Annotated in this window: 22 protein-coding genes and 1 tRNA gene; 10 read left to right on the top strand and 13 right to left on the bottom strand. The window is 67.0% G+C overall.

What is annotated here, in order from left to right; all coding sequences use genetic code 11:
• Window positions 1-84: 84 nt before the first annotated feature.
• Both asnB and VMT65_RS07280 read right to left on the bottom strand, forming a co-directional pair.
• Complete coding sequence (gene asnB, locus VMT65_RS07285) at window positions 85-1923, bottom strand: asparagine synthase (glutamine-hydrolyzing) (protein WP_326307170.1); 1839 nt, start codon at window positions 1921-1923, stop codon at window positions 85-87.
• A 76-nt stretch (window positions 1924-1999) separates the two neighbouring features.
• On the bottom strand, window positions 2000-2902 hold the full coding sequence (locus tag VMT65_RS07280; RefSeq protein WP_326307168.1) for a tyrosine-protein phosphatase: 903 nt from the start codon (window positions 2900-2902) through the stop codon (window positions 2000-2002).
• A 255-nt stretch (window positions 2903-3157) separates the two neighbouring features.
• Here VMT65_RS07280 and VMT65_RS07275 point away from each other — a divergent pair, with 255 nt between their 5' ends.
• From VMT65_RS07275 to VMT65_RS07265, 3 genes are all read left to right on the top strand, one after another.
• Complete coding sequence (locus VMT65_RS07275; protein WP_326307166.1) at window positions 3158-3538, top strand: hypothetical protein; 381 nt, start codon at window positions 3158-3160, stop codon at window positions 3536-3538.
• A 29-nt stretch (window positions 3539-3567) separates the two neighbouring features.
• Complete coding sequence (locus tag VMT65_RS07270; protein ID WP_326307165.1) at window positions 3568-3795, top strand: hypothetical protein; 228 nt, start codon at window positions 3568-3570, stop codon at window positions 3793-3795.
• A 137-nt stretch (window positions 3796-3932) separates the two neighbouring features.
• Window positions 3933-5126 (top strand): MFS transporter, encoded by a 1194-nt coding sequence (locus tag VMT65_RS07265; protein ID WP_326307163.1) that lies wholly within the window; start codon window positions 3933-3935, stop codon window positions 5124-5126.
• A 308-nt stretch (window positions 5127-5434) separates the two neighbouring features.
• Here VMT65_RS07265 and VMT65_RS07260 read toward each other — a convergent pair.
• Both VMT65_RS07260 and VMT65_RS07255 read right to left on the bottom strand, forming a co-directional pair.
• Window positions 5435-5508: transfer RNA gene (locus VMT65_RS07260), tRNA-Ile, on the bottom strand.
• A 116-nt stretch (window positions 5509-5624) separates the two neighbouring features.
• The gene (locus VMT65_RS07255; protein ID WP_326307162.1) at window positions 5625-5999 is read right to left on the bottom strand and encodes a DUF4234 domain-containing protein; all 375 of its coding nucleotides are present in this window, start codon (window positions 5997-5999) and stop codon (window positions 5625-5627) included.
• A 131-nt stretch (window positions 6000-6130) separates the two neighbouring features.
• Here VMT65_RS07255 and VMT65_RS07250 point away from each other — a divergent pair, with 131 nt between their 5' ends.
• The 3 genes from VMT65_RS07250 to VMT65_RS07240 all read left to right on the top strand — a co-directional run bounded on the left by VMT65_RS07250 (window position 6131) and on the right by VMT65_RS07240 (window position 8277).
• Window positions 6131-6559, top strand: coding sequence for a nitroreductase family deazaflavin-dependent oxidoreductase (locus VMT65_RS07250; RefSeq protein ID WP_326307161.1), 429 nt, complete (start codon window positions 6131-6133; stop codon window positions 6557-6559).
• Between the two features lie 188 nt (window positions 6560-6747).
• Entirely contained in the window at window positions 6748-7788 is a 1041-nt protein-coding gene (locus VMT65_RS07245) for a TerC/Alx family metal homeostasis membrane protein (protein ID WP_326307159.1), read from the top strand.
• 3 nt (window positions 7789-7791) lie between these two features.
• The gene (locus VMT65_RS07240) at window positions 7792-8277 is read left to right on the top strand and encodes a hypothetical protein (protein WP_326307158.1); all 486 of its coding nucleotides are present in this window, start codon (window positions 7792-7794) and stop codon (window positions 8275-8277) included.
• A gap of 525 nt (window positions 8278-8802) precedes the next feature.
• On the opposite strand, the gene VMT65_RS07235 is transcribed toward VMT65_RS07240, so the two are convergent.
• The 9 genes from VMT65_RS07235 to VMT65_RS07195 all read right to left on the bottom strand — a co-directional run bounded on the left by VMT65_RS07235 (window position 8803) and on the right by VMT65_RS07195 (window position 19407).
• Window positions 8803-10572: an SDR family oxidoreductase gene (locus VMT65_RS07235; protein ID WP_326307472.1), complete on the bottom strand. Its 1770-nt coding sequence runs from the start codon at window positions 10570-10572 to the stop codon at window positions 8803-8805.
• A gap of 21 nt (window positions 10573-10593) precedes the next feature.
• Complete coding sequence (locus tag VMT65_RS07230; RefSeq protein ID WP_326307157.1) at window positions 10594-11703, bottom strand: PDR/VanB family oxidoreductase; 1110 nt, start codon at window positions 11701-11703, stop codon at window positions 10594-10596.
• A gap of 76 nt (window positions 11704-11779) precedes the next feature.
• Entirely contained in the window at window positions 11780-12685 is a 906-nt protein-coding gene (locus VMT65_RS07225) for a metal-dependent hydrolase (RefSeq protein WP_326307156.1), read from the bottom strand.
• A 97-nt stretch (window positions 12686-12782) separates the two neighbouring features.
• Window positions 12783-14738, bottom strand: a complete 1956-nt coding sequence (locus VMT65_RS07220; protein ID WP_442790183.1) for an amino acid transporter — start codon at window positions 14736-14738, stop codon at window positions 12783-12785.
• A gap of 136 nt (window positions 14739-14874) precedes the next feature.
• Window positions 14875-15657 carry an N-acetylmuramoyl-L-alanine amidase gene (locus VMT65_RS07215; RefSeq protein WP_326307155.1) on the bottom strand — a complete coding sequence of 261 codons (783 nt, stop codon included), beginning with the start codon at window positions 15655-15657 and terminating at the stop codon, window positions 14875-14877.
• A gap of 37 nt (window positions 15658-15694) precedes the next feature.
• Window positions 15695-16114, bottom strand: a complete 420-nt coding sequence (locus VMT65_RS07210; RefSeq protein WP_326307154.1) for a MarR family winged helix-turn-helix transcriptional regulator — start codon at window positions 16112-16114, stop codon at window positions 15695-15697.
• A complete protein-coding gene (locus VMT65_RS07205; RefSeq protein ID WP_326307153.1) occupies window positions 16104-17480 on the bottom strand; it encodes an MFS transporter in 1377 nt (458 codons plus the stop codon). The genes VMT65_RS07210 and VMT65_RS07205 overlap by 11 nt, the downstream gene beginning before the upstream one ends.
• Before the next feature lie 63 nt (window positions 17481-17543).
• The gene (locus VMT65_RS07200) at window positions 17544-18401 is read right to left on the bottom strand and encodes a hypothetical protein (protein WP_326307152.1); all 858 of its coding nucleotides are present in this window, start codon (window positions 18399-18401) and stop codon (window positions 17544-17546) included.
• A gap of 16 nt (window positions 18402-18417) precedes the next feature.
• Window positions 18418-19407, bottom strand: coding sequence for a zinc-binding dehydrogenase (locus VMT65_RS07195; protein WP_326307150.1), 990 nt, complete (start codon window positions 19405-19407; stop codon window positions 18418-18420).
• A 220-nt stretch (window positions 19408-19627) separates the two neighbouring features.
• Here VMT65_RS07195 and VMT65_RS07190 point away from each other — a divergent pair, with 220 nt between their 5' ends.
• From VMT65_RS07190 to VMT65_RS07175, 4 genes are all read left to right on the top strand, one after another.
• Window positions 19628-19843, top strand: coding sequence for a hypothetical protein (locus VMT65_RS07190; protein ID WP_326307148.1), 216 nt, complete (start codon window positions 19628-19630; stop codon window positions 19841-19843).
• 93 nt (window positions 19844-19936) lie between these two features.
• Complete coding sequence (locus tag VMT65_RS07185) at window positions 19937-20296, top strand: hypothetical protein (protein WP_326307147.1); 360 nt, start codon at window positions 19937-19939, stop codon at window positions 20294-20296.
• Window positions 20293-20973 carry a hypothetical protein gene (locus tag VMT65_RS07180; RefSeq protein ID WP_326307145.1) on the top strand — a complete coding sequence of 227 codons (681 nt, stop codon included), beginning with the start codon at window positions 20293-20295 and terminating at the stop codon, window positions 20971-20973. The genes VMT65_RS07185 and VMT65_RS07180 overlap by 4 nt, the downstream gene beginning before the upstream one ends.
• Window positions 20974-21040: 67 nt before the next feature.
• The gene (locus VMT65_RS07175) at window positions 21041-21709 is read left to right on the top strand and encodes a TMEM175 family protein (protein WP_326307143.1); all 669 of its coding nucleotides are present in this window, start codon (window positions 21041-21043) and stop codon (window positions 21707-21709) included.
• The last annotated feature ends 177 nt before the right edge of the window (window positions 21710-21886 follow it).

Raw genomic sequence — 21886 nt, 5'->3', positions numbered from 1 at the left:
CCGCGCGAATACCGCCACGTCGAGGAGGCATCGGTAACCGGCGGGGCGATGGATCGGCAGCGTCCACCGCCCCGCCGGGCTCGCTCAATTCCAGTGCAGGTCGGGTGAATACAGATCCAGCCAGGTACCGAGATCGATGGCCCGGTCCAGGCCGATGCGGACCTGCGGTGCCATGCGGGCCGGATCCTGTTCCACCGCCAGCAGCAGCCATTCCCGGTCGAGGAGGTCGAACAGCGGCGAATCGTGGTCGGACAAGCGCTCTTTCACGAGTTGCTGAAGATTGGCGGCATAGCCCGGATCCTGCGTGGACGGGTACGGACTCTTCACGCGCTCCACGACCGATTGGGGGAGCACGTGTTTCGCGGCCGCCCGCAGCAGGCTCTTCTCGCGGCCGTCGAAGGTCTTGAGCGCCCAGGGGGTGTTGTACACGTATTCGACGAGGCGGTGATCGCAGAAGGGCACGCGCACTTCGAGTCCCACCGCCATGGACATGCGATCCTTGCGGTCGAGCAGCTGGCGGACGAAGCGGGTCAGGTGCAGGTGGCAGACGGTGCGCATGCGGTGCTCGACGTCGGATTCGCCGGGGAGGTGCTCAACCTCGGCCACCGCCGTGGCGTATTGATCGGCCACGTACTCGGGTAGTCGTAGGCGTGGGCGTAGCTCGGGATTGATGATCTCCCAGCGTGATTCGAGAGTGAGGGTCGGGCTGAAGGCCAGCCAGGGGAAGGTCTCGGCATTCAGGGCGACGCCGTCGTGGAACCAGCGGTAGCCGCCGAAGACCTCGTCGGCGGATTCGCCCGAGAGCGCCACCGTCGAATGCTCGCGGATCGCGCGGAACAGCAGGTAGAGGGAGCTGTCCATATCGCCGAGGCCGAGCGGGATGTCGCGTGCGCCGATCACGGCCCGGCGGACCGAAAGATCGGTGAGGTCGGCGGGATTCAGCACGACATCGCGGTGCTCGGAGCCCACCAGCCGGGCCACGTCGCGGACGAAGGGCGAGTCCGGGGTGTCGCGCATGTCGTCGGGGACGAAGTTTTCCTCCTGGTTCACGAAATCGACCGAGAAGGTGCGCAGCTGTTCGCCCTGGGTGGCGAGTCGGCGCGCGGCGAGGCCGGTGATGGCGCTGGAATCCAGTCCACCGGAGAGTAATACACAGCGGGGGACGTCGGCGATCAGCTGGCGGTCGACGATGTCGGTCAGCAGGTCGCGGACGTGATCGACGGTCCGATCGGTGTCCTCGGTGTGCTCGCGGGCGGTCAGCCGCCAGTAGGTGTGTTCGTGAATTCCCTTGCTGTCCACGGTCATCACGGTGCCCGGGAGCAGTTCCGACATGCCCTTCCACAGGGACCAGCCCGGGGCCTTGGTGAAGGCGAACAACTCTCGCAGGCCATCGGCGTCGACCGCCTTGGGCGCCAGCGGATTGGCGAGGATCGCCTTGGGTTCCGAGCCGAACAGCACGCCGTCCCGCGTCGGGTACACGTACAGCGGTTTGATTCCCATGCGATCGCGCACCAGCGTCAGGGTTTCGTCGCGCTGGTCCCAGATCGCGAACGCGTACATGCCGTTGAGGTGGTCGACCACCTCCCGACCCCATTCCAGGTAGCCGTGCAGCACGACTTCGGTATCGCTGTCCGTGCGGAACCGGTGCCCCAATTCCCGCAGGCGGGCCCGCAATTCGCGATAGTTGTACGCCTCCCCCGAGTACACGATCGCCACGTCACCCCCGAGCGCCGCCATCGGCTGCGCGCCGCCCGGCAGATCGATCACCGCCAGTCGGCGGTGCCCCAACCCCGCGTGCGTTCGGAGGTATGTCCCCCGGTCGTCCGGCCCGCGACAGGCCATGGTCTCGGTCATTGCGTCGACCACGGCCTGCCGCCGCGTCAGATCTTGATCGAACGAAATCCACCCTGCAATCCCACACATCCTGGGACCTCCAGATCGTTAGCAACGAGAACTACTCGTAATTCCGTTGTAACACAGGCGAACCCGTTCAGGGGGCTTACTGGATCAGCTTGTGGCGCAGCTGCTCGATGGTGTGGCCATTGAGGCCCAAACCGTCCTTGAGGTACTTGTCGACCGAGCCGTAATCCGCTGTGAGCTGGTCGATTCCGGCCTGCAGGTAGGTGCGGTCGACGCCCAGCAGCGGGGCGTAGATGGCCGCGGCCTGCTCGCCCTTGGCGGCCTTGATCTGGGCCAGGGTCGCGGCATTGCTGGCGGCCAGGTAATCGTTGCTGAGCAGGTAGTCGCTCATGATGTCGGCGTCGCTCACGCGGGCGATGCTCTGCAGCAGGTAGGCCGTCCAGCCGGTGCGGTCCTTGCCCGCGGTGCAGTGGAACACGGCCGGGCCCTGCTGTTCGGCCAGCTGGGTGAGCAGGTCGGCAAACTTGCCGCGTTCACCGGCGTCGGTGACGAAGGACTTGTTGATGTCCTGCATGAACTTCCGCGCGGCGTCGGGGGAGGTGAAGCTCGGCATGCCGGTCGACAGGTTTCCGGAGAAGATCGGAATGTTCACGTACGCCGCGCCCGCGGGCATCCGGTCGGCCTTCTGCGCGATCTCGTCGGCGCTGCGCAGGTCGAAGACCGAACTCAGGTGCAGGCCATCGAGGGTGGCCAGATCGGCGTCATTGGGGGTCAGCGCGTTCGAGCGGTAGAACACACCCTTGTTCAGGTGGTGGCTGCCCTGCGCCTGGTAGCCCTCGCCCGTTCCGGCCAGATCCCGGAAATTCACCACGCTCTGCAGCCGCGGCGCGTCCGCCGTCTGCCCCTTGACGGGCTTGGCCGACGCGACCGGCACGGCGATCGTCGCCGCATGCTCCGCCACCGCCGAACCCAGGAACGGGGACACGAGCAGACCCGCGGAGACCAGCACGACAATCCCGCTGCGCCGCATTGAAACTGACACCAACAAACTCCTCTTCACGCGTGCGGCACGCTTGTCACCGCGCGCCCCACAAATAGATCGCGAGTCGTTATATCGGCGGGATGTGAACCGGAGGCGATCAACCGGCGAACCTTCGGCGGCCCCCGGGCAACCCCCGAAAATTGGGGGCGATTTCCGAATCGGCGCTCGAATAGGGCATGTGCCCGATATAGCCAGAAGCTGTTATTTGGCAACATGACCGAAGTTCGCTTGAAGCTAACTGAGGAGTCGTTTGAGATGAGCAGTCTTCGGAACTCGGCGTCGGTCGCGGTCCTGCTGTCGGCCGCCGGGTTGATCCTGAACGCGCCGCAGGCGTCCGCCGAGATCGGCACCCAGGTCCTGATCGCCGGAGGCGGCCTGAGCAACGGCTTCGGCACCGGCTGCACCTACTCGGTCATCGCGAACAGCGGTTCCGGCGCGGGCATGAACTTCTTCGACAACGGCGTCTGGTTCGCCCGCACCGACGGCAGCCCGTCCCCGAAGACGCAGGTGGCCAGCTGGACCCCGACCACCGTGGGTACCCACACCATCCTGGTGACCCAGAACGACGACTCCAAGGCCATCGTCCTGACCGTCGGCACCGGCATCAACGGCGGCAGCTCCTGCCTGGTCATCTAGGCCGCTCCACGATTCCGAAAGGCACAACAATGCTCCGCAAGACCCTCCTGACCGCCGCGGCGGCCGTTCTCGTGGCCGCCCCCGCGACCGCGTCCGCCACGCCCCAGCCCGAAATCGCGTCCGCCCCTGCGACATCCGCGCAGAATGTGGCCTTCAACACCGGCTCGGCCGCCGCGGACGCGGTGATCAACGGCCTGATCACCATCATCTTCGGCCCCAACGACCCGACCAAATGCAAGTTCCCCTATTGCTTCTGAGCGGTCGCGAGAATTCACGCGGAACCCCGGGTCATCGACCCGGGGTTCTTCGGTGACGGTCGATCGCCTTCGACACGTGCACGGTAATGTCCAAATCGCGCCAGCCTCACGGGCGGTGGCGTTCGTAGCGTCGGGTCATGGAATCCGAACTTATTGCCGTCGAACGGGTTACCCGCCTGCGGACACCGGTGGTGTGGTTCATGGCCGTCGCCGCCGCGCTGGGCACCGCCAGCATCTATCCGCTGCAGCCCGCCATCGCGGCGGTAGCCGGTTCGCTCGGCACCTCACTCGCGGAGATCGGCACCGCGCTGGCGTGCGGACCGGTCGGCTACATGCTGGGCCTCGCCCTCCTGGTTCCCCTGGTGGACCGATTCCCGCCCCGCACGGTCGTATCGGCCCAATTCTGGTCCCTGGCAGCATCCTTGTCCGCCACGGCAGCAGTCGGCTCCCCCTGGCTCCTCGGCCTCACCACCGGCATCATCGGGGCCGGTTCCGCGGTAGGAGCCCAATTGAGCTCCATAGCAGCCCGATTCGCCGCCCCCACCCGCCGCGCCACCGTCCTGGGCATAGTCACCGCCGGCATCTCCGCCGGCGTCCTCCTGGGCCGCATCCTCGGCGGCTGGCTCACCGAATCCCTCGGCTGGCGCCCCATGCTCCTCCTCCTGGCCGCAGCCAGCACCGCAACCGCCATCGCCGCACGAGCGGTCCTACCCGCCGCACACACCACCCCGGATACCGGCTACCTCTCCCAACTCCGCAGCCTCCCAGGCCTTTACGCCCGATTCCCCGTGCTGCGCCTGGCCGCCACCCGCGGCACCCTATGGTTCTTCGCCTTCTGCACGATCTGGTCGGGCCTACCCGTAGCCCTCTCCGAGCCCCCATTCTCCTACTCGCCCGAACAAATCGGCCTCTACGCCTGCGCCGGCCTCCTCGGCATCCCCGCCACCCGCATAGCAGGCTCCTTAACCGACCGCATCGGCCCCCGCCAAGTAATCCTCACCGGCCTCACCCTCGCAGCCACCCCCACCCTGCTCCTGACCGCAACCCTCTCCAACCCCATCGCCACCCTGGTCTGCCTGGCCCTCTTCGACGCGGGCCTCTTCGCCGCCCAGGTCTCCAACCAAAGCACCGTCCTCGCCATCGACCCATCGGCCCCAGCCCACTTCAACAGCGCCTACATGCTCATCTACTTCCTCGGCGGCAGCGCAGGCACCGCCTTCGGCACCTCCGCCGCAACCTACTTCGGCTGGCCCACAACAACTCTCGCTTCCACCCTCGCCATAGCCGTCGCCACCGCAATCACCGTGTCGACCCGCAAAGCGAAACCTTGACCCTCGCGAGATACAGCTATGGGACCAATGCACTCCCAAACAATGGGTCAATCCCTGCACAAACCATCCGCGATGGACAGCTTTCTGCCAAACATCCCGCAATAGTGCACGTTTCGGCCCATCCTCCACCCGAAGGGCCCATCCAGCGAGACAGTCCACTGCCGCATGCGATATCACCGCACCATCGCGAGTATGAGCAACACGTACTCGCTTTATATCCATTGCGGTGGAGGTGATTCTCGACGCACCTGACGCTCGCCCCGACACCGGGCCATATGGGAGTACTGGTGACACCAGCAGGGAGTGTGTGGGGCGGGCGGGGCTCGAACCCGCGACCAATGGATTATGAGTCCACGGCTCTAACCGACTGAGCTACCGCCCCTGACCGCGGCTACGCGCGGGCGTCGCGATGTTACCGCGACCATGACTGGAATGCCTACTTGGGCTCGGGGAAGACTGTCGGAGTGTCCTGCCCCGGGAGGAGGGGCAGGACATGGGTTAGGCGAGGCGGGTGGCGATCTTGTTGAGTTCGAGCTGGTAGTAGAGGATGCCCAGGCCGAGGATGAAGTTGAGGAGGAAGCCCACCAAAGGGGAGCACGACGGGTCGAGGCCGGCGGATTCTTGGGATTGGCGGATTCGGGTGCCGGTGCGCCAGAAGCTGATGAGGGCGGCTATGCCGGTCCAGGAGAGGAAGAGCATTACTAGGAGGGGGCCGGCTACCGGGGCTTCGGGGTCGCGGCGGAGTTCGGCCATTTCTTTGTGGATTTTGTAGTACCAGACGAAGAAGTAGATGCCGAGGGTGATGAGGGGCCAGACCAGCCAGACGAGGACTGGGTTGCGGGGTTTTATGGGGGTGGTGAGGGTGGTGGTCATGGGTGTGAATCCTTTTGGTGGGGTGTGGGTTTCGCGGGGTGGGTGAGTCAACGCGGCGAAGGTATCCACGAGATCGTGATCGAATCGTGAAGCGTTAATGTTGGGGTGACCACGACGGCAGGAGGCATGGAATGGCGGGCTTGTTCGTGAAGGTGCTCGAGGGGCATCAGTGGATCTACGAGAACAGCAACGGGTTGGTGGGGCACCGGCTGCTGTTCGGTAACCCGACGCTGTTGCTACGGACGGTTGGGCGGAAGACGGGTCAGCAGCGGACGAACGCGCTGACCTATGCCAAGGACGGTGAGGATTATCTGGTGACCGCGTCCAATGGTGGATCGCCACGGCCGCCGGGGTGGCTGGCGAATGTGAAGGCCAAGGGGGACTGTGAGATTCAGGTGGGGACCAAGAGGATTCCGGTGACGGCGAAAGCCACCTATCCCGATGATCCGGAGTATGCGCGGCGCTTCGCGCTGGCCGACAAGGTGAACAAGGGTCGGTACGCGCAGTATCAGAAGATGACGAAGCGGCCGATTGCCGTGGTTGTGCTCACACCGCGCTGACGGACCCCGGCGCGGACGCGTGTCGAGTGGACCGGGCGGGTAAGGGTCGGCTATCCTGTCGCGCAGAGGGGAGTACTTCCCAAGAATCATTCCGGTCAGTACGGGCCGCGCCGTCGCGTCCCCCGGGTGGTTGCCCCAGGACAGGGTGAAGGAGACCTCGGCTGGTTTCCCATGCCCGAGGAGGTCCCATGAGTCCTACCCTGTCCGTTCTCGCGAGTTCCACCACCATCGACACCGTCGGCACGCCCTGGTTGTGGGGTGCGACCATCGCCGTGGTGCTGGCGCTGCTCGTCTTCGACTTCGCGCTCACCCGCCGCCCGCACGAGGTGTCCATGCGGGAGGCGCTCGGCTGGACCGTCTTCTATATCGCGCTGCCCATCGCCTTCGGTTTCCTCCTGTGGTTCCACAACGGCGGCACCCCGGCCATGGAGTTCTTCACCGGCTACCTGCTGGAGAAGTCGCTGTCGGTGGACAACCTGTTCATCTTCATGCTGTTGCTGTCGGCCTTCGCGGTCCCGAAGGCGCTGGCCCAGCGCGTGCTGCTGTACGGCATCGCGGGCGCGCTGGTGCTGCGCGGCATCTTCATCGCCCTCGGTGCCGCCGCCCTGGCCACCCTCGACTGGGCGTTCCTGCTCTTCGGCCTGATCCTGCTGGTCACCGCCGTGAAGCTGCTGTCGGACGCGCTGAGCGGACACGAACAGGACGTCGACGTCTCGAACATGAAGTCGGTGCGCCTGCTGCGTCGCTTCTGGCCGGTCACCGACGACTACCGCGGCACCAAAATGGTGGTGACCGAACCGGATCCGGACCGACCGAACGTCCTGCGCCGCGCCCTGACCCCGCTGGCCCTGGTCGTGGCCGCCGTCATGGCCACCGACCTGGTCTTCGCCGTCGACTCCGTCCCCGCCGTCTACGGCGTCACCGGCGACCCGTTCCTGGTCTTCGCCACCAACGCCTTCGCCCTACTCGGTTTGCGCGCACTGTATTTCGTTCTGCACGCCGCCCTGTCCCGCCTGGTGCACCTGGCCTACGGTCTGGCCGCCATCCTCGCCTTCATCGGCGTGAAGCTGGTCCTGCACTGGGCGCACGGCATCTGGAGCGGCGTCCCGCAGATCCCCACGGCCGCATCGCTGCTCGTGATCGTGGTGGTGCTGGCGACGGTCACCCTCAGCAGCCTGCGCGCCACCCGCGGCCAGCAGGCCGCCGTGGCCGACGCCGAGCTACCGTAAAGCATGCTGCTGCACCGCTTCCGGCGACCGGATATCGATCGGATCAATCGGGCCGCCGACGAGTTGGTACTGCCGGAAGCGGTGTTCAAGACCTGCCCGTGGCAGCCGCGGGAACTGGTGGAAACCGGTCTGCGGCAATGGTTGCGGTGCGCCGGGGCGGCCATGCGCGACGATCAGGTGATCGGGATGCCCTCGCACGCGGTGGACGAGGCCTGGCACGGGCTGATCCTGTGCACGAAGAGATATGCGCGGTTCTGTGAGGGCGCGTACGGCCGGTTCCTGCACCACTTTCCCGATGGGGAGGGCAGCGGATCGGGTGACCCGATGGCCGATCAGCTCGGGCGCACGGTGGTGGCCTGGTCGTTCGTGGCGCGGCCGGGTGAGGACTGCGTGCTGTGGGACCTGGACACCGTTGTGGGAGTGGACCATCCGTGGGGCATCCCCGCGAACCGGGTCCACTCCATCGAGGCGGCGCTGCGGGCGGACTAGCGGAGACTAGCTACTTCCCCCGCAACCACCGCCACCACCGCAGCTGCTCCCGCCGCCGCCACAACTGCTGCTCCCGCCACCACAACTGCTGCTCCCACCGCCGCACCCGCTGTGCCCACCACCACAACCGCTGTGCCCGCCGCCGGAGCCGTGACCGTGGCCGCCGCTGTCGCTGGAACCGCCGCTATCGCTGGAGCCATCGCCGCCGAAGGCCCACCCGCTGCCGCCGTTATCGCTCGAACCGCTGCCCCAGTCCGCTCCGACCGCACCGTGGCCCCAGCTCCGCCGCCGGTCACGGGGAACCTCGGGCGGCTCGTTCCGCATGGCCGCGAGCAACACCGCCACGATGACGGCCACCACCGCCAGAAAGATCAGTACGCCAACCACCGTCGGCCTCCTCCCCCGCCTCGCGGCCCCGCTGACCGCGAGATATAGCGGAAAGCTACGCGGCTCGAGAGCGGTAGGGCAAACCCGATTTCCGGGGGACCCACCCTCGGTGTGAGCCCCCGCGCCGATGGGTACCCGCTACGTCAGCTTGACACGCGCTGCGAAGAATCGGGCCACCGCCGGGGCGAAACGGTTGAACCGGTACTGCAGCCAGGCTTCCGGCGTCACCGGCACGACATCGCGATTGTTCTCGACCGCCTTGACGATCTGCGCCGCCACCTTCTCCGGTCCGTAGCGTCGCGCCGCGTACAGCTTGTCGTAGCGCTGCTGCTTGGCCGCCTCCTCCTCGGCCGAAACGCCCGAGAAGCGCGTGGTGGCAACGATATTGGTGTGCACGATGCCGGGGCAGATGGTGTGCACGCCGATGCCCTTGCCCGCCAGTTCCGCGCGCAGGCAGTCGGAGAACATGAACACCGCCGACTTCGAGGTGGAGTAGGCGGCGAACCCGCGCTGCGGGGTGTAGGCCGCCATGGAGGACAGGTTGACGATGTGCCCGCCCAGTCCGCGCTCGGCCATGGCCTTGCCGAAGGCCCGGCAGCCATTGATGACGCCGTGCAGGTTGATGTTCAGCACCCGGTCGAATTCGGCCGCGGGAGTGTCGAAGAAGTCGCCCGCCGCGCCGACGCCCGCATTGTTGATGAGGATGTCGGGCACGCCGTGGGCGGCGATGACGGCCGCGGCGTGCTCGGTGACGGCCGTCTCGGAGGACACGTCGAGCTGATAGGCGTGCGCCGTACCGCCTTCGCGCGCAATGAGTTCCGCCGTCTCCTTGGCCGAGTCCAGGTTGATGTCGCTGAGCACGACCTCGGCCCCGCCGCGCGCGAACGCCAGCGCGGTCTCGCGGCCGATGCCGCTGCCGCCACCGGTGATCACCAGCAGCTGATTCTCGAAAGTCCGCTGCCGCGAACCGACTTCGGCCCGGCGCAGCGCACGCGAGGTCTCCCCCGTGCGCAGCGAGTCGATGAGCTCGACGGTCGAGGTGGCCAGTAGTTCCGGATGCGAGAACGGCAGCCAGTGCCCGCCGTCGACCTCACGCCGGTACAGGTTGGGCGCGTATTGCTTGGTGTCGTCGTAGCCCGCGGGTCGCACCGCCACATCGCGGCGCGCGATGATCAACTGCACCGGCACCTCGGTGCGGCGCTCGCGCGGATCGGCCATGCGCTGCAGGATGTTCGCGCGGTAGATCCGCATGCCGTCGAAGAAGTCGCGGCGGAATTCCGGCCCGAGTTTGATGTTCTCCGGCGAGGTCTCGTTCATCAGGCCGACGAACCGCGACCACACCTTCTCGGTGCCGAGCGGCTTCAACACCACGCGCGGCACACCCGGGGTCATGAACAGCCCGGTGTACATCGAGGACAGCAGCTGCGTGAGCGGCCCCCACACCTTGCCGCGCGACAGGTTCGACCGCGCCCACGCGCCCAGGTGGTCCAGATTCGGCCCGGACACCGAGGTGAACGACGCGATCCGCTCGGCCGCCCGCGGCTCGCACACCGCCTCCCACATCTCCACCGAACCCCAGTCGTGGGCCAGAACGTGCACGGGCGTATCGGGACTCACGGCGTCGGCGACGGCGAAGAAGTCGGCCGCGAAGTGCTCGAGCCGGTAGTCCTCGGTGCGGTCGGTGCGGGTGGAACGCCCGTGCCCGCGGGTGTCGTAGGTGACCACGTGGAAGCGGTCGGCCAGCAGCGGCACCACGCGATCCCACAGGTGGTTGTCGTCGGGCCAACCGTGCACCAGCACAATGGTTTCGGCTGACGGCTCACCGTATTCGTACACGGCGATATCGAACTCGCCGCTGCGCACCAGGCGCTCCGCGGCCGGGATGACGGTGGGGTGATCGGTCACGATCTTCTCCTCATTGAGACGGCGCTAGAGATCCAGCACCAAACGTTCCCCGCCGCAACGGGATACACAGATGAGCATGTCGCCCGCCGCACGCTCGGCGGCGGTGAGCACGGTGTCGCGATGGTCGATCCCGCCGGAGCGCACCCGCACCACACAGGTGCGGCAGAAGCCCTGACGGCACGAATAGGAGCTGTCCGGACGGACCTTCAGCACTTCCTCGAGCACGGACTTGTCGGCGGGCACGTCGATGACCTCGCCGGTGCGGGCCAGCTCCACCTGGAAGGCGGTGCCGTTCACCACGGGAGGCGGGGAGAAGCGCTCGGAATACAGTTCGACGCCGGGCATTTCGCGAACGCGGTCGGCGATGAGCTGGGTCATCACCACCGGGCCACAGCAATAGACGGACGTATCCGAACCGACCCCCGCGAGCAGATCGGCAGCGGTCGGAATCCCGTGCTCGTCATCGGTGCGCACCGTCACCCGCGACCCGAACGACTCCACCTCCGACAGGAACGGAATGGTGTCGCGAGACCGCCCCGCGTACACCATGCTCCACTCCACGCCCAGCCGATCCGCCATCCGAATCATGGGCAGAATCGGCGTGATCCCAATGCCGCCCGCCACGAAATGCACTCGCGCGGCAGAGGATCCATAACCGGGCAGCACGAACGGAAAAGCGTTGCGCGGCCCGCGCACGGTCACCGAACTGCCGACGGTCAATTCGTCGTGCACCTCGAGCGATCCCCCGTTGCCGTCCGGAATCCGCCGCACCGCAACGCGATAAGCGTGCCGATCGGCCGGGTCCCCACACAGCGAGTACTGCCGCACCCGCCCCGACGGCAACTCCAGATCCAGATGCGCCCCCGGCCGCCACTCCGGCAGCCGCCGCCCGTCCGGCGCGGTCATGAGCAGGCTGATCACATCGGTGTCGTGCGCCTCCACCCGCCGCTCCACCACGACCAGCGGAATCCGCCACTCGTTCACCGGCGCTTCCGGCTCGCGCCGGTTCACGAAAGTGGTCCAGCGCAAACGACTTTCGGCAATGAAGTCCACCACACGGGTCGCCCGGTCCGCGCGCCCCTTGCCGAACAGGTCCTGTGGCGGCGCAGCCGGAATCGGCCGGATCGTATTCACGCCCGCACCTCGCCACACTCGGCTCCAGCGTGCGCGAAGCCTGCCGTATCCATACTCACGAACCTCAGCGCCGTCCTCACGAGGCCATCGCTCGCGCGGCCGGGGACTGCGCGAGGTATGCCACGGCCTGTGCGGTCGAGCCCACGGTCTCCGGGGTGTAGCCGGGCTTGAAGGTGGACAGCGCGCTGATCAGCAGCGAGGGCACCCCGGGGATCGAGCCTCGCCACATGCCCGCGAACACCCGCGCGATCAACATTGGATAACGATGGTTGGGCAGTGACGGATCCGCGTGCACCAGGAACTTGGTACCGCGCAGGATCAGCGCGATGAAGATCGGGAACACCATCAGCATGAGCGCGCCGCGGCGCACATACCCGATCTCGAAGTACTCGGCCACGTCGTGCGCGACCATGCGGTGCTCGACCTCTTCGGCACCGTGCCAGCGGAACAGGTCCAACATCTGCGGATCGGCGTCGAACTGCTCGAGATTCGCATTGAGGACCCAGTCGCCGAGCCAGGCGAAGAAGTGCTCGAGCGCGGCGATGACGCCGAGCCGCTCCACGAGTTGCTGCTGCTGCGCCGCGGGCGTCGCCATCTCGCGCGGGCCGAGCGTCTTGCGGAAGATGAATTCGGTCTGCCGCACATAGGGTTCGACATCGATCCCGTGGGTGGCGAGCACCTCTTCCAGGGCCCCGTTGTGGCTCTCGGCGTGCATGGACTCCTGCCCGATGAAGCCGATCATGGCTTCCCGCAGCTTCTCGTCCTTGACCAGTTCGAGGGCCTCGCCGAAGGTCACCAGGAACATGCGCTCGCCCTCGGGCAGCAGCATGCTCAGGGCATTGAGCACATGCGAGGCGATCGGTTCCTTCTTCATCCAGACCGGCTCGGTCCGGGACCAATCGAATCGCACGTTCCGGGCGTGCAGGGCTACCTCTCCGGGTTCGGTCACCGGTCGGCGGCCCAGCGTCGGAAGTAGCTTCATCGGTACTCCTGGTGTCATATCGCGTTTGCTGCGTGAGCGTAGCAATATTCTACCCATGTATGAAACCAGGAGTTACACCTAGATTTGCGACCCCGAATCAGCTATCGACGTGCACATGTGGCCGCTGCGAGCGGCGCGGGATGGCCCGGCGCAGGATCTCGCGGGTCACCGGCGCGACCTCGCCCTCACCGAAGAACATGAACCGCATCAGGTTGACCAGCGGGTTGCCCTCGGTCCATTCGAAGTACACGTGCGGGCACTCCCCGGTCCGGTCGCGAATGGCGATCAGGATGGAGGCGATGCAGTTGGGCACGGCCGCCGCCTCGACGGTGAGGATGTGGTAGTCCGCCACATCCACCTCGGTCACGTTCAGCGTGGTGCTGAACTCCGAAGGATCCTTGACGATGACCTCGAGGAAGAGAATCGGATCACGCTCGGGAATGTGGCTCTCGCGCCGCTGATCGGCTTCCTTCTCCGCGTACTCCTCGACCGAGCGCCCATCGCTGATGTCGTGGGTGACGATGCGGATCTCACCGTGCTCGGCCAGCAGATCGATCATGGCGCAGGCCTTCTCGTCGAAGATCACGTCCACGGCCCGCAGCTCGAAGGCCCGCCGCACACGGGAGGCGAAGGACACCACCATGATCGCGACCACGAACAGAATGGCCAGGTGCAGACCGGCGGGCTTCTCGATGATGTTGTCGATGGTGGTGTAGACGAAGATCAGCGACACCACACCGAAGCCGACCACCCGCGTGTACTGCTTCTTGCGCCACGCCGAAATCGTCACGGCCACGGCCGCGGAGGTGATGAGCACCAACACACCGGTCGCGTAGGCCGCACCCTGCGCGTCGACATTGGCGTCGAAGTACCAGGTGATGCCGAAGGCGATGAGCGCGAACACCAGTGTCAGCGGCCGAATCTGGCGCGCCCATTCGGGAGCCATGCCGAAACGCGGCAGGTAGCGCGGCACCAGATTGAGCAGACCCGCCATGGCCGACGCGCCCGCGAACCACAGAATGGCGATGGTGCTGACGTCATAGACGGTCCCGAACGCGTTGCCGAGGTACTCGTGCGCCAGATACGCCAGCGCGCGCCCGTTGGCCTGCCCACCCTCCTCGAATTCCTTCTCCGGAATCAGGACGGTGGTGATGAAGCTGGTGACGATCAGGAACCCGCTCATGATGAACGCCGCGCTGGTCAGCAGCTTGCGGGTGCCGACAATGCGGGTGCGCGGGAAGTCCTTGGGGTCGTTCGGATTCCCCTTGATCTGCGGCATGACCGCGACACCGGTCTCGAAGCCGGACAGACCCAGCGCCAGCTTCGGGAACACCAGCAGCGCCACGCCGATCATGGCGAAGATATTGCCGTGCTTGGCCGTCAGCAGATGCGTCCAGTCGGTCACCAGGTGCGGGGCCTGCAGCACCTTCACGATGCCGGTCACGGCCACCACCACATTCAGCGCCAGATACGCGCCGACCAAGGTGACCGCGATGCCGATGGCCTCGCTGAATCCCTTGAGGAACACCGCCGCCAGCAGCGCCAGCAGGACCAGTGTGATGGTCATGTTCTGGTCCTGCAGGAACGAGGGCACGTACGGGTTCTCGACAATGTGCGCCGCGCCGTCGGCCGCGGACAGCGTCATGGTGATGGTGAAGTCGGTGGCCGCGAAGCCCAGCAGCACCAGGATGAAGATCTTGCCCCACCAGTTGGGCAGGAACTTGGCGAACATGGCGATGGACCCGCCGCCGTCGTGACTCTCCTTGGCCACCCGGCGATACACCGGCAGCGCGCCCAGCAGCGTCAATGCCACCAGCACGATGGTCGCCATCGGCGACAGCACACCGGCGGCGAGCGCCGCGATGCCCGGCTGATAACCCAGCGTCGAGAAGTAGTCGACACCGGTCAGGCACATGACCTTCCACCAGGAATGCTGATGCTCCTTGGGAGCCTTCTTGGCCATCGGCCCCTGGATCTGCGAGTGGTGTTCGCCCGCATCCTCGAGTAGCCAGTTCGCGAAGCGCGAGCGCGGCCGTACGTCGGTCGTGGTCAAGGAGTCCTCCCCGGAACTCAGCGGTCCGGTTGCCTGGGGTTGCAGCCCGAAATATTCCGTAAATGACGTGAAGAATGTACTCACGGCAAACCGGGCGCGGATGCACCCCGCGCCGTGAGTCGATCAGTCCGATGTGCTAGCCGAGATAGGCCACGATGGCATTGGCGATGGCCTGCGCGAATCGAGCGCGGCCGTCGGGCGATTCGATGAGCGCGGCATCGCCGGGATCGCGCATATTGCCGCACTCGATGAGCGCGGTGGGCACCTCGGAGAAATTGAGTCCGGCCAGATCGGCGCGCGGGTTCATGCCGTCGGAACCGACATAGGTGGAGGTGGTGAAGCCCGCGCCGACCATGGTGTCGCGCAGGGTGGTGGCCAGTTGCACCGAGGGCCCGGACTGCGCGTCATTGAGCGCGGGCGAGGAGTAGGCGACATGGAAGCCGTGCGCGCCCGCAGACGCGCCGTCGGCGTGAATCGAGACCACGGCCGCCGCGCCGACACGATTGCCGAGGGTGCCGCGCTCGTCGACGCACGGGCCGACACCGTCGTCGCTGTCGCGACTCATGACCACGTGAAAGCCGCGGGCGGCGAGCAGATCCCGCACGCGCTGGCCCACATCCCAGTTGAATTCGTGTTCGGTGTACCCGTCGTTGCCGCTGGTGCCGGTGGTGTTGCAGGGCTTGGTGCCGCCGCGACCGTCGGGTACCTGGGCATTGATCTGGTCGGGATGCGCTGCGCCGCCGCCATTGTGGCCCGGATCGATGACCACGGTCCGTCCGGGCAGCGGAATCACCGGCTGGGCCGGGGCCGGGCGCGGTTCGCTCGCCGAAACCGGTGTGGCGGTGAGGCCTTGGCCGCAGCCCGCGATCAGCAGGGCGCCGCACACCTCCGCCAGGGACTTCCAGTGTCGGTGTCGCACGGGCCCAACGATAACGGTTCAATCACGAACGGGTAAGTCAGTGTTCGAGTTTGCTCAGGATCGTGCGGAGTGTGCGCAGGTCATCCGGGCTCAGGGCGTCGAATTCCGGTGGCGCCGGATCGGGCGTGGCGATGGCGTCGGTGACGACCTCGCGCCCGGCGTCGGTGAGCGAAATCAGTTTGGAGCGACGGTTCGTCGGGTCGATCTGGCGGACCACCAGGCCGCGATCCTCCAGATCGTTGACCGCGACGGTGGTGGCCGGCGCGTCCATGGTGGCGGCGGCCGCCAGCTGCTTGGCGGTGAGCGGACCGTTCAGCAGCCGCCGCATGATTCGAATTCGACTGAACGGCAGGCCGCTTCGATCCACGACGGCCCGTCGCCAGGTATCGCGGGTGTACCACGCGATGTGGCTGAGTTGCCGCCAGACTTCGTCCGGCGTGGGCGTGTCATCCGGCATGGGCGGGGACCTTCTGTTCCAGCAAGGGGGCGATGCGATCTCGCGAACGGTACGCCCAGTCGGTGTTGGCGGCGGCGCCCAGCGCGGTCACGGCCGCGGCGAAACCGGCAATGGTCCACCACAGGCCCGCACCCGTGAGCGCACCACACAGTGCCACACCGAGACTCACGCCGACCTGTCGGCTGGTGGAGGCCACCGCCGCGGCCGCCCCGGCCCGGTCGAGGGGCATTCCGCTCACGGCGGTGGTGGTGATGGGCGCGTTGACCATGCCGAAGCCGATGCCGAACACCGTGAAGGTGATGATGAGCTGCCAGATCGGGGTGTCGGCGCGCAGCATGGTCAGGCCGATCGCGCCCACCGCCATCAGGACCCCGGAGATGAGCAGCGACGGCTTGGTGCCGTAGCGCCCGACCAGGCGACCCGACAGCGGCGAGAAGATCAGCATGCCCAGCGCCATCGGCAGGTAGAGCAGGCCGGTGTGCACGGCCGAGAAGTGCCGTGTCCCTTGCAGATACAGCGACATGTCGAACAGGAACGCACCCAGCGCGGCGAACGAGCAGACCGCGATGACGGTGGCCGAGGAGAACGGGAAGCTGCGGAAGAAGCGCAGATCGATGAAGGGCGAGGGGTGGCGCGCCTCGTGCCAGAGGAATCCGGCCAGCGCCGCCGCCGAGACCACGAAGACCGCGGGTCGCTGCTCGATCAGCCCGAACACCAGGGTGAACAGCACGGCCATGGCCAGCAGCTGCCCGATCGGGTCCATGCTGCGCGGGGTGGCCGACTTCGTTTCCGGCACATAGACACTGGTGAGCGCGAAGGCGACCGCCACGATCGGCAGATTGATCCAGAACACCGACTGCCAGCCCAGGGTGTCGATGAGCACGCCGCCGACCATGGGCCCCAGGGCCGTCGAGATGCCGACCACCGCACCCCACACGCCGACCGCGCGGGCCCGCTCCACCTTGCCGGTGAAGACGGTCGTAATGATCGACATGGCAACGGGATTCAGCATGGAGCCGCCGATGGCCTGCACGAACCGCGCGCCGATGAGCACCTCGATGGTGGGCGCGAGGCTGCACAGCAGCGATCCGGCCGCGAAGGTGAGCAGGCCGATGCGGAAGACGCGCTTGCGGCCGAAGCGGTCGGCGGTCGCGCCCGAGAGCATGAGCAGGCTGGCGAGAGTCAGGGTGTAGACGTCGACGATCCACTGCAGTTTCGACAGTGGCGCGCCCAGATCGGTGCGAATGGCCGGGATGGCGACATTCACGATGGTCGCGTCCATGGAGGAGATCAGCAGGCTCAGGCAGCAGGTGACCAGGATGATCGTCTTCCGGCGCGCGGTCAGATCCTCGACAGTTGTAAGCACACAATAATTGTGGTTTCACAACCGTTCCGAATGCAAGGGGTAGCGCGAGTGGCACAGGTCACGTCAGTGCTTGGGCGGCCGCAGCTCCGCGATCACACCCCACAGCACGCCCAGCACGTCCTGGGTCTGATCCTCGGCGGTGCCGTAGGTGTGCGCGGCCACCGTGAAGCCCGAGCCGAAGGAGGCCGAGGCGACCTCGGGCTCGCCGAGATCCGACCACCCCCATTTGGTGCCGAGCACCTGCGGGAGTCGGGCGGTGCCCCAGTCCTGGCGGGTTCCGTCGGCGGCACGGTCGGCGGGCTCCTCCATCCACGCGAGGATCGGGCTGTCGGGTTCGTTGCGCACCTTGGCGGCGAGGAAATCTGCGACATCGGCGGTGCTGGTGGTCGAGAGTTCCCAGTCGCCCTGGCCGTGGGTGGCGGTGAGGCCGTATTCGGCGGCGATGGCGTCGATGGCGTTCGGGTATTTGACCTGCAATCGGTCGGCGGCGGCGTCGTCGGATTTGCGGATCATGCGCTCGCAGAGGTCGCGGTCGGCGGTGGAGCCGTCGCCGTGGCGGAGCGCGTAGTCGGCGATGTAGAGCTTCGAAATGGATAGGGCCGCACGCTCTTCGGTCTCGTTGGCAGTGCCCCAGCCGACGCCGGGGACCATGGTGCGCACCGAGAGCGAGGTGCGGTCGGGCACGTCCAAGGGCTGGATATCGGTCGGCACGGGCTGGTGTTCGTTGGGCACAGCCTGGTGTTCGGTGGGCACGGGTCGGCGTTCGGTGGGCACAGCCTGCGCGGCTTCCACGATTCCGGTTCCGCCCAGGCAGGTTCCGGCGATCAGTGTGCCGATCACTCCGGTCCGCCAGCCCATCGCCACCTCCATGTCCGATTCCGCCCAGTCCACCTTGCGCCGGGAGACTGGGCGGTTGTTCACGACACGCCGATGAGCATCAGACCGTGAGGATGGTCCGGCCGAGCGCGGTGCGGTCGCCGATGGCGGCATGCGCCGCGGCGGCCTCCTCGAGCGGGAACGATTGGCCGATGACCACTTCCAGGCGTCCGGCCGCGGCCTCCTCCTGGGCCCGGATCTGCAGGGCCAGCCAGTCGGTGTCCGGGGTCGCGATCTCGAACAGCGGAACGACCGTAATACCCTGGGCGGCAGCGGATTCCGCATCGACGGCGGCGAAGCCGCCCGCGGAATTGCCGTAGGCGATGAGCAGTCCGCCGGGAGCCATGGCCGACAGCGCCTGGCGACCGATCTCACCGCCCGCGCCATCGAGGACCACCTGGACTCCGCCGGTGAGTTCACGCACCCGCTCGGCCCAGTCGGATTGCGAGTAATCGACCACCTCGTGTGCGCCGAGCCGTTGCGCCAGCTCGAGTTTCGCCGCACCCCGCGCGGCGGCGACGACCCGGGCACCGGCGGCGCGCGCCAATTGCACGAACAGCGTGCCCAATCCGCCTCCGGCGGCGGTGACCAGCACCGTCTGGCCCGGCTCGATGCCGGCGCGGTCGATCACGGCCAGCGCGGTGCGCCCGTCGTGCGCGACGGCCACCGCCTGCTCGAAGCTCAACCCGTCCGGAATCGGGGCCAGCGTGGCGACCTTGGCCGCCGCCCGCTCGGCGTATCCGCCAATGGGCAGGCCGCCGCCGATACCGCTCGCCGCGGTCGGGGTGGCCACCCGCTTGCCGATCCACGCCGTGTCCACATCCGGACCGACCGATTCGACCGTGCCCGCCACCGCGCCGCCGGGCACGAAGGGTGGCTCGACGGGGAAGTAGTTGACGGCCCAGCCGCTGCGCAGCGTGGTGTCCAGGAACATCACGTCCGCGGCCGCGACCTTCACCACCACCTCACCCGGACCCGCGACCGGATCCGGGGCCTCGGTCACCGTGAGCACCTCGGGCCCGCCGAATTCCTTCGCCTGTACCACTCGCATGTCATTGCCTCCCTGTCGCTTTCGACTCCGCGTCGATGCCTCCACCTTCGAACCTCGACATATGTTGAGGTCAAGCGACAGGGATCGAATTTCTCCCACGGCGAATTTTTGTGTGATTCATTTTCGAGGCAAGCAGCCTTGACTCCGACTCACGAGACCAACTAGTTTGGAAAGCGCGGCGAGACCCGCCGCCCCCCACCGGGACGACGAAAGGTGTGACATGCCGACCCCGCTCCTCGATGAGATCCGCGAAGCGACCCGCGCCCGCGAGGCCGCCAAGCAGGCCGCTCAGGCCGCCGACGCGGTCTGGCGCGACAAGATCAAGGACGCCACCCAGGCCGGTGAGCGCGTCTTCCTCATCGCCAAGGCGGCCGGGGACATCACCACCTCCCGGGTGTACCAAATCCGAGACGGTGTTCGCACCGGAGGTCGCTAGCCCCACCCCCGCTCGGCAATCCGAGACACCACATCAACTCTGAAGTTGTGCGGCGTGTCTCGAAGATGGTTCGGATCGTGCGAGAATCAGCGCGTGCATGATCAGCTGAAACAGTGGATCGAGGAGCTGACGGGCGGGGACAGCACTCGGGCCATGGCGGTGGCGACCGGAATTCCGCAGGCCACCCTCGCGCGGCATCTGGCCCTCGCGACCCCGCCCGTGGAGACGCTGATCGAGATTGCCCGGGCCTACAGCGCCAATCCGGTGGAGGTGCAGGTGGTGGCGGGGATCATTACCGAATCCGAGGCCCAACGCGCCGGATCCGGCAGCGCCATTCGACAGGCCAGCACGCGGCAATTGCTCACGGAGTTGTTGCGGCGGGATAAAGAGGCGGAGGAAACGGCGCGGCGCAAACCCTCCCGCGGGGAGGCCGGCGCGAGGCTGTTCCGGTGAACGATCTCGTGCCGATCCTGGCCGCCGGGTGCGCACTCGCCGCCGCGGTGGCCCGATTACCGCGCTGGAAGGCCGCCGAATCGCGGCCGTTCACCATCGGATTGGCGCTGCTGGCGGTGTGGGCGGTGCTGCGCACCCCGGCGATCAATGGGTCGGCCAATGAAATGAGCCTGCCGAGCGGGCATTTCGAATCCATCCCCGGATTGATCGCGGATGTGGCGCTGGTCGGAGCGGGCGCGCTGATCGGGGTGACGGTCGCCGACGCGTGGGGCCGCGCGCTGCTGAAGCGGGCGTTCTACCTCGGACTGATCGCGGTGGAAGCGGCGCTGTTGCTCACCTACGACCCGCTGCATCCCTCGTATGTGACCATCCAGACCCACAACTGGATTCTGGCGCTGTCGGGTATCGCGGTGAACGGGGCGGTGCTGGTCGCGGCGGTACTGAGTTATCGCACCGTCCCCGCGCCGTTCCGATTACCGTTGTCGCTGTTCATGTTCGGCGGCCTGAGCGGTCTGGCGCTGGCGGTGATCCGGGTGGTGACGCTGTTGCGGCCGGAGGGGCCGCAGGTGAATTCGTGGTCGCCGATGGTGAGCATCCCCATCTTCGGCTTCGCCCTGGGATCGTTGATCGCCAGCGCGCGCATGCGCAAGCACGCGCTACAGGACATCGACGACTGACCGCCCGACTGCGCACGATGGCCGCCCGGCCGTACAGCATGACAGCCCGGCTGCGCACAATGCCGGTATGCACCACCCCGATTCCCTGACTTCCGACGGCGATTCACGCGCGCGCGACACACGGCTGACCGACACCACCCGGGTGGAGGCGTTCAGCGACGGCGTCATGGCCATTGCCATCACCCTGCTGGTCCTCGAGATTCGCCTGCCCGAGACCGAGGGCGGCGACCTCTGGCACGAGTTGACCGGGCTGTGGCCCAGCTATCTCGCCTATGCCGGTTCCTTTCTCACCGTCGGCGTGATCTGGCTGTGCCATCACCGGTTCTTCGCGCGGATTCGGACGATGGACGGGCTGTTGCACTGCGGCAATCTGCTGCTGCTGTTCGCGGTGGCGTTCCTGCCGTTCCCGACCGCGGTGCTCGCGCATCATCTCGAGGACGGCGGGTGGAATGCCAAGGTGGCCACGGCCTTCTACGGGGTGGTGGGCGCTTTGCAGGCCGCGGCCTGGTTCGTGATGTGGATGGCGCTGCGCCGCGATCCGGACCTGTTCGAACCCGGCTACGACGCGGCGTACGCGCGGCGCGAGAGCATGCAGGCCATTGTGGGTTTCGTCGTGTTCGACGTGATCGCGGCGATCGGCCTGCTGCTGCCCGCGGCGGCGTTGCTGCTGTATCTGGTGGCCGTGCTCGGCTACGGCTACACCAGTACCCGCAATCACGTGCTGTCGCGCGCCTGAATCCGTTCCCGGCCAGTGGGACCGGGGTTCGCCAGCGGCTTCGCGCTCGGGTAGCGCGCCCCGGCCGGTGCGCATATGCTCGTCCCGCAGATCCGAATCCGCCTGTCGGGCCGCGCATTCGGCACGGCACGCGGATCCGGTCGGGGGCATCGGGGCGTTCGGCCCCGGTGGACGGAA

Source organism: Nocardia sp. CDC153 (assembly GCF_035818515.1).
GTDB lineage: Bacteria > Actinomycetota > Actinomycetes > Mycobacteriales > Mycobacteriaceae > Nocardia.
This window is presented reverse-complemented; position numbering and strand designations above follow the sequence as displayed.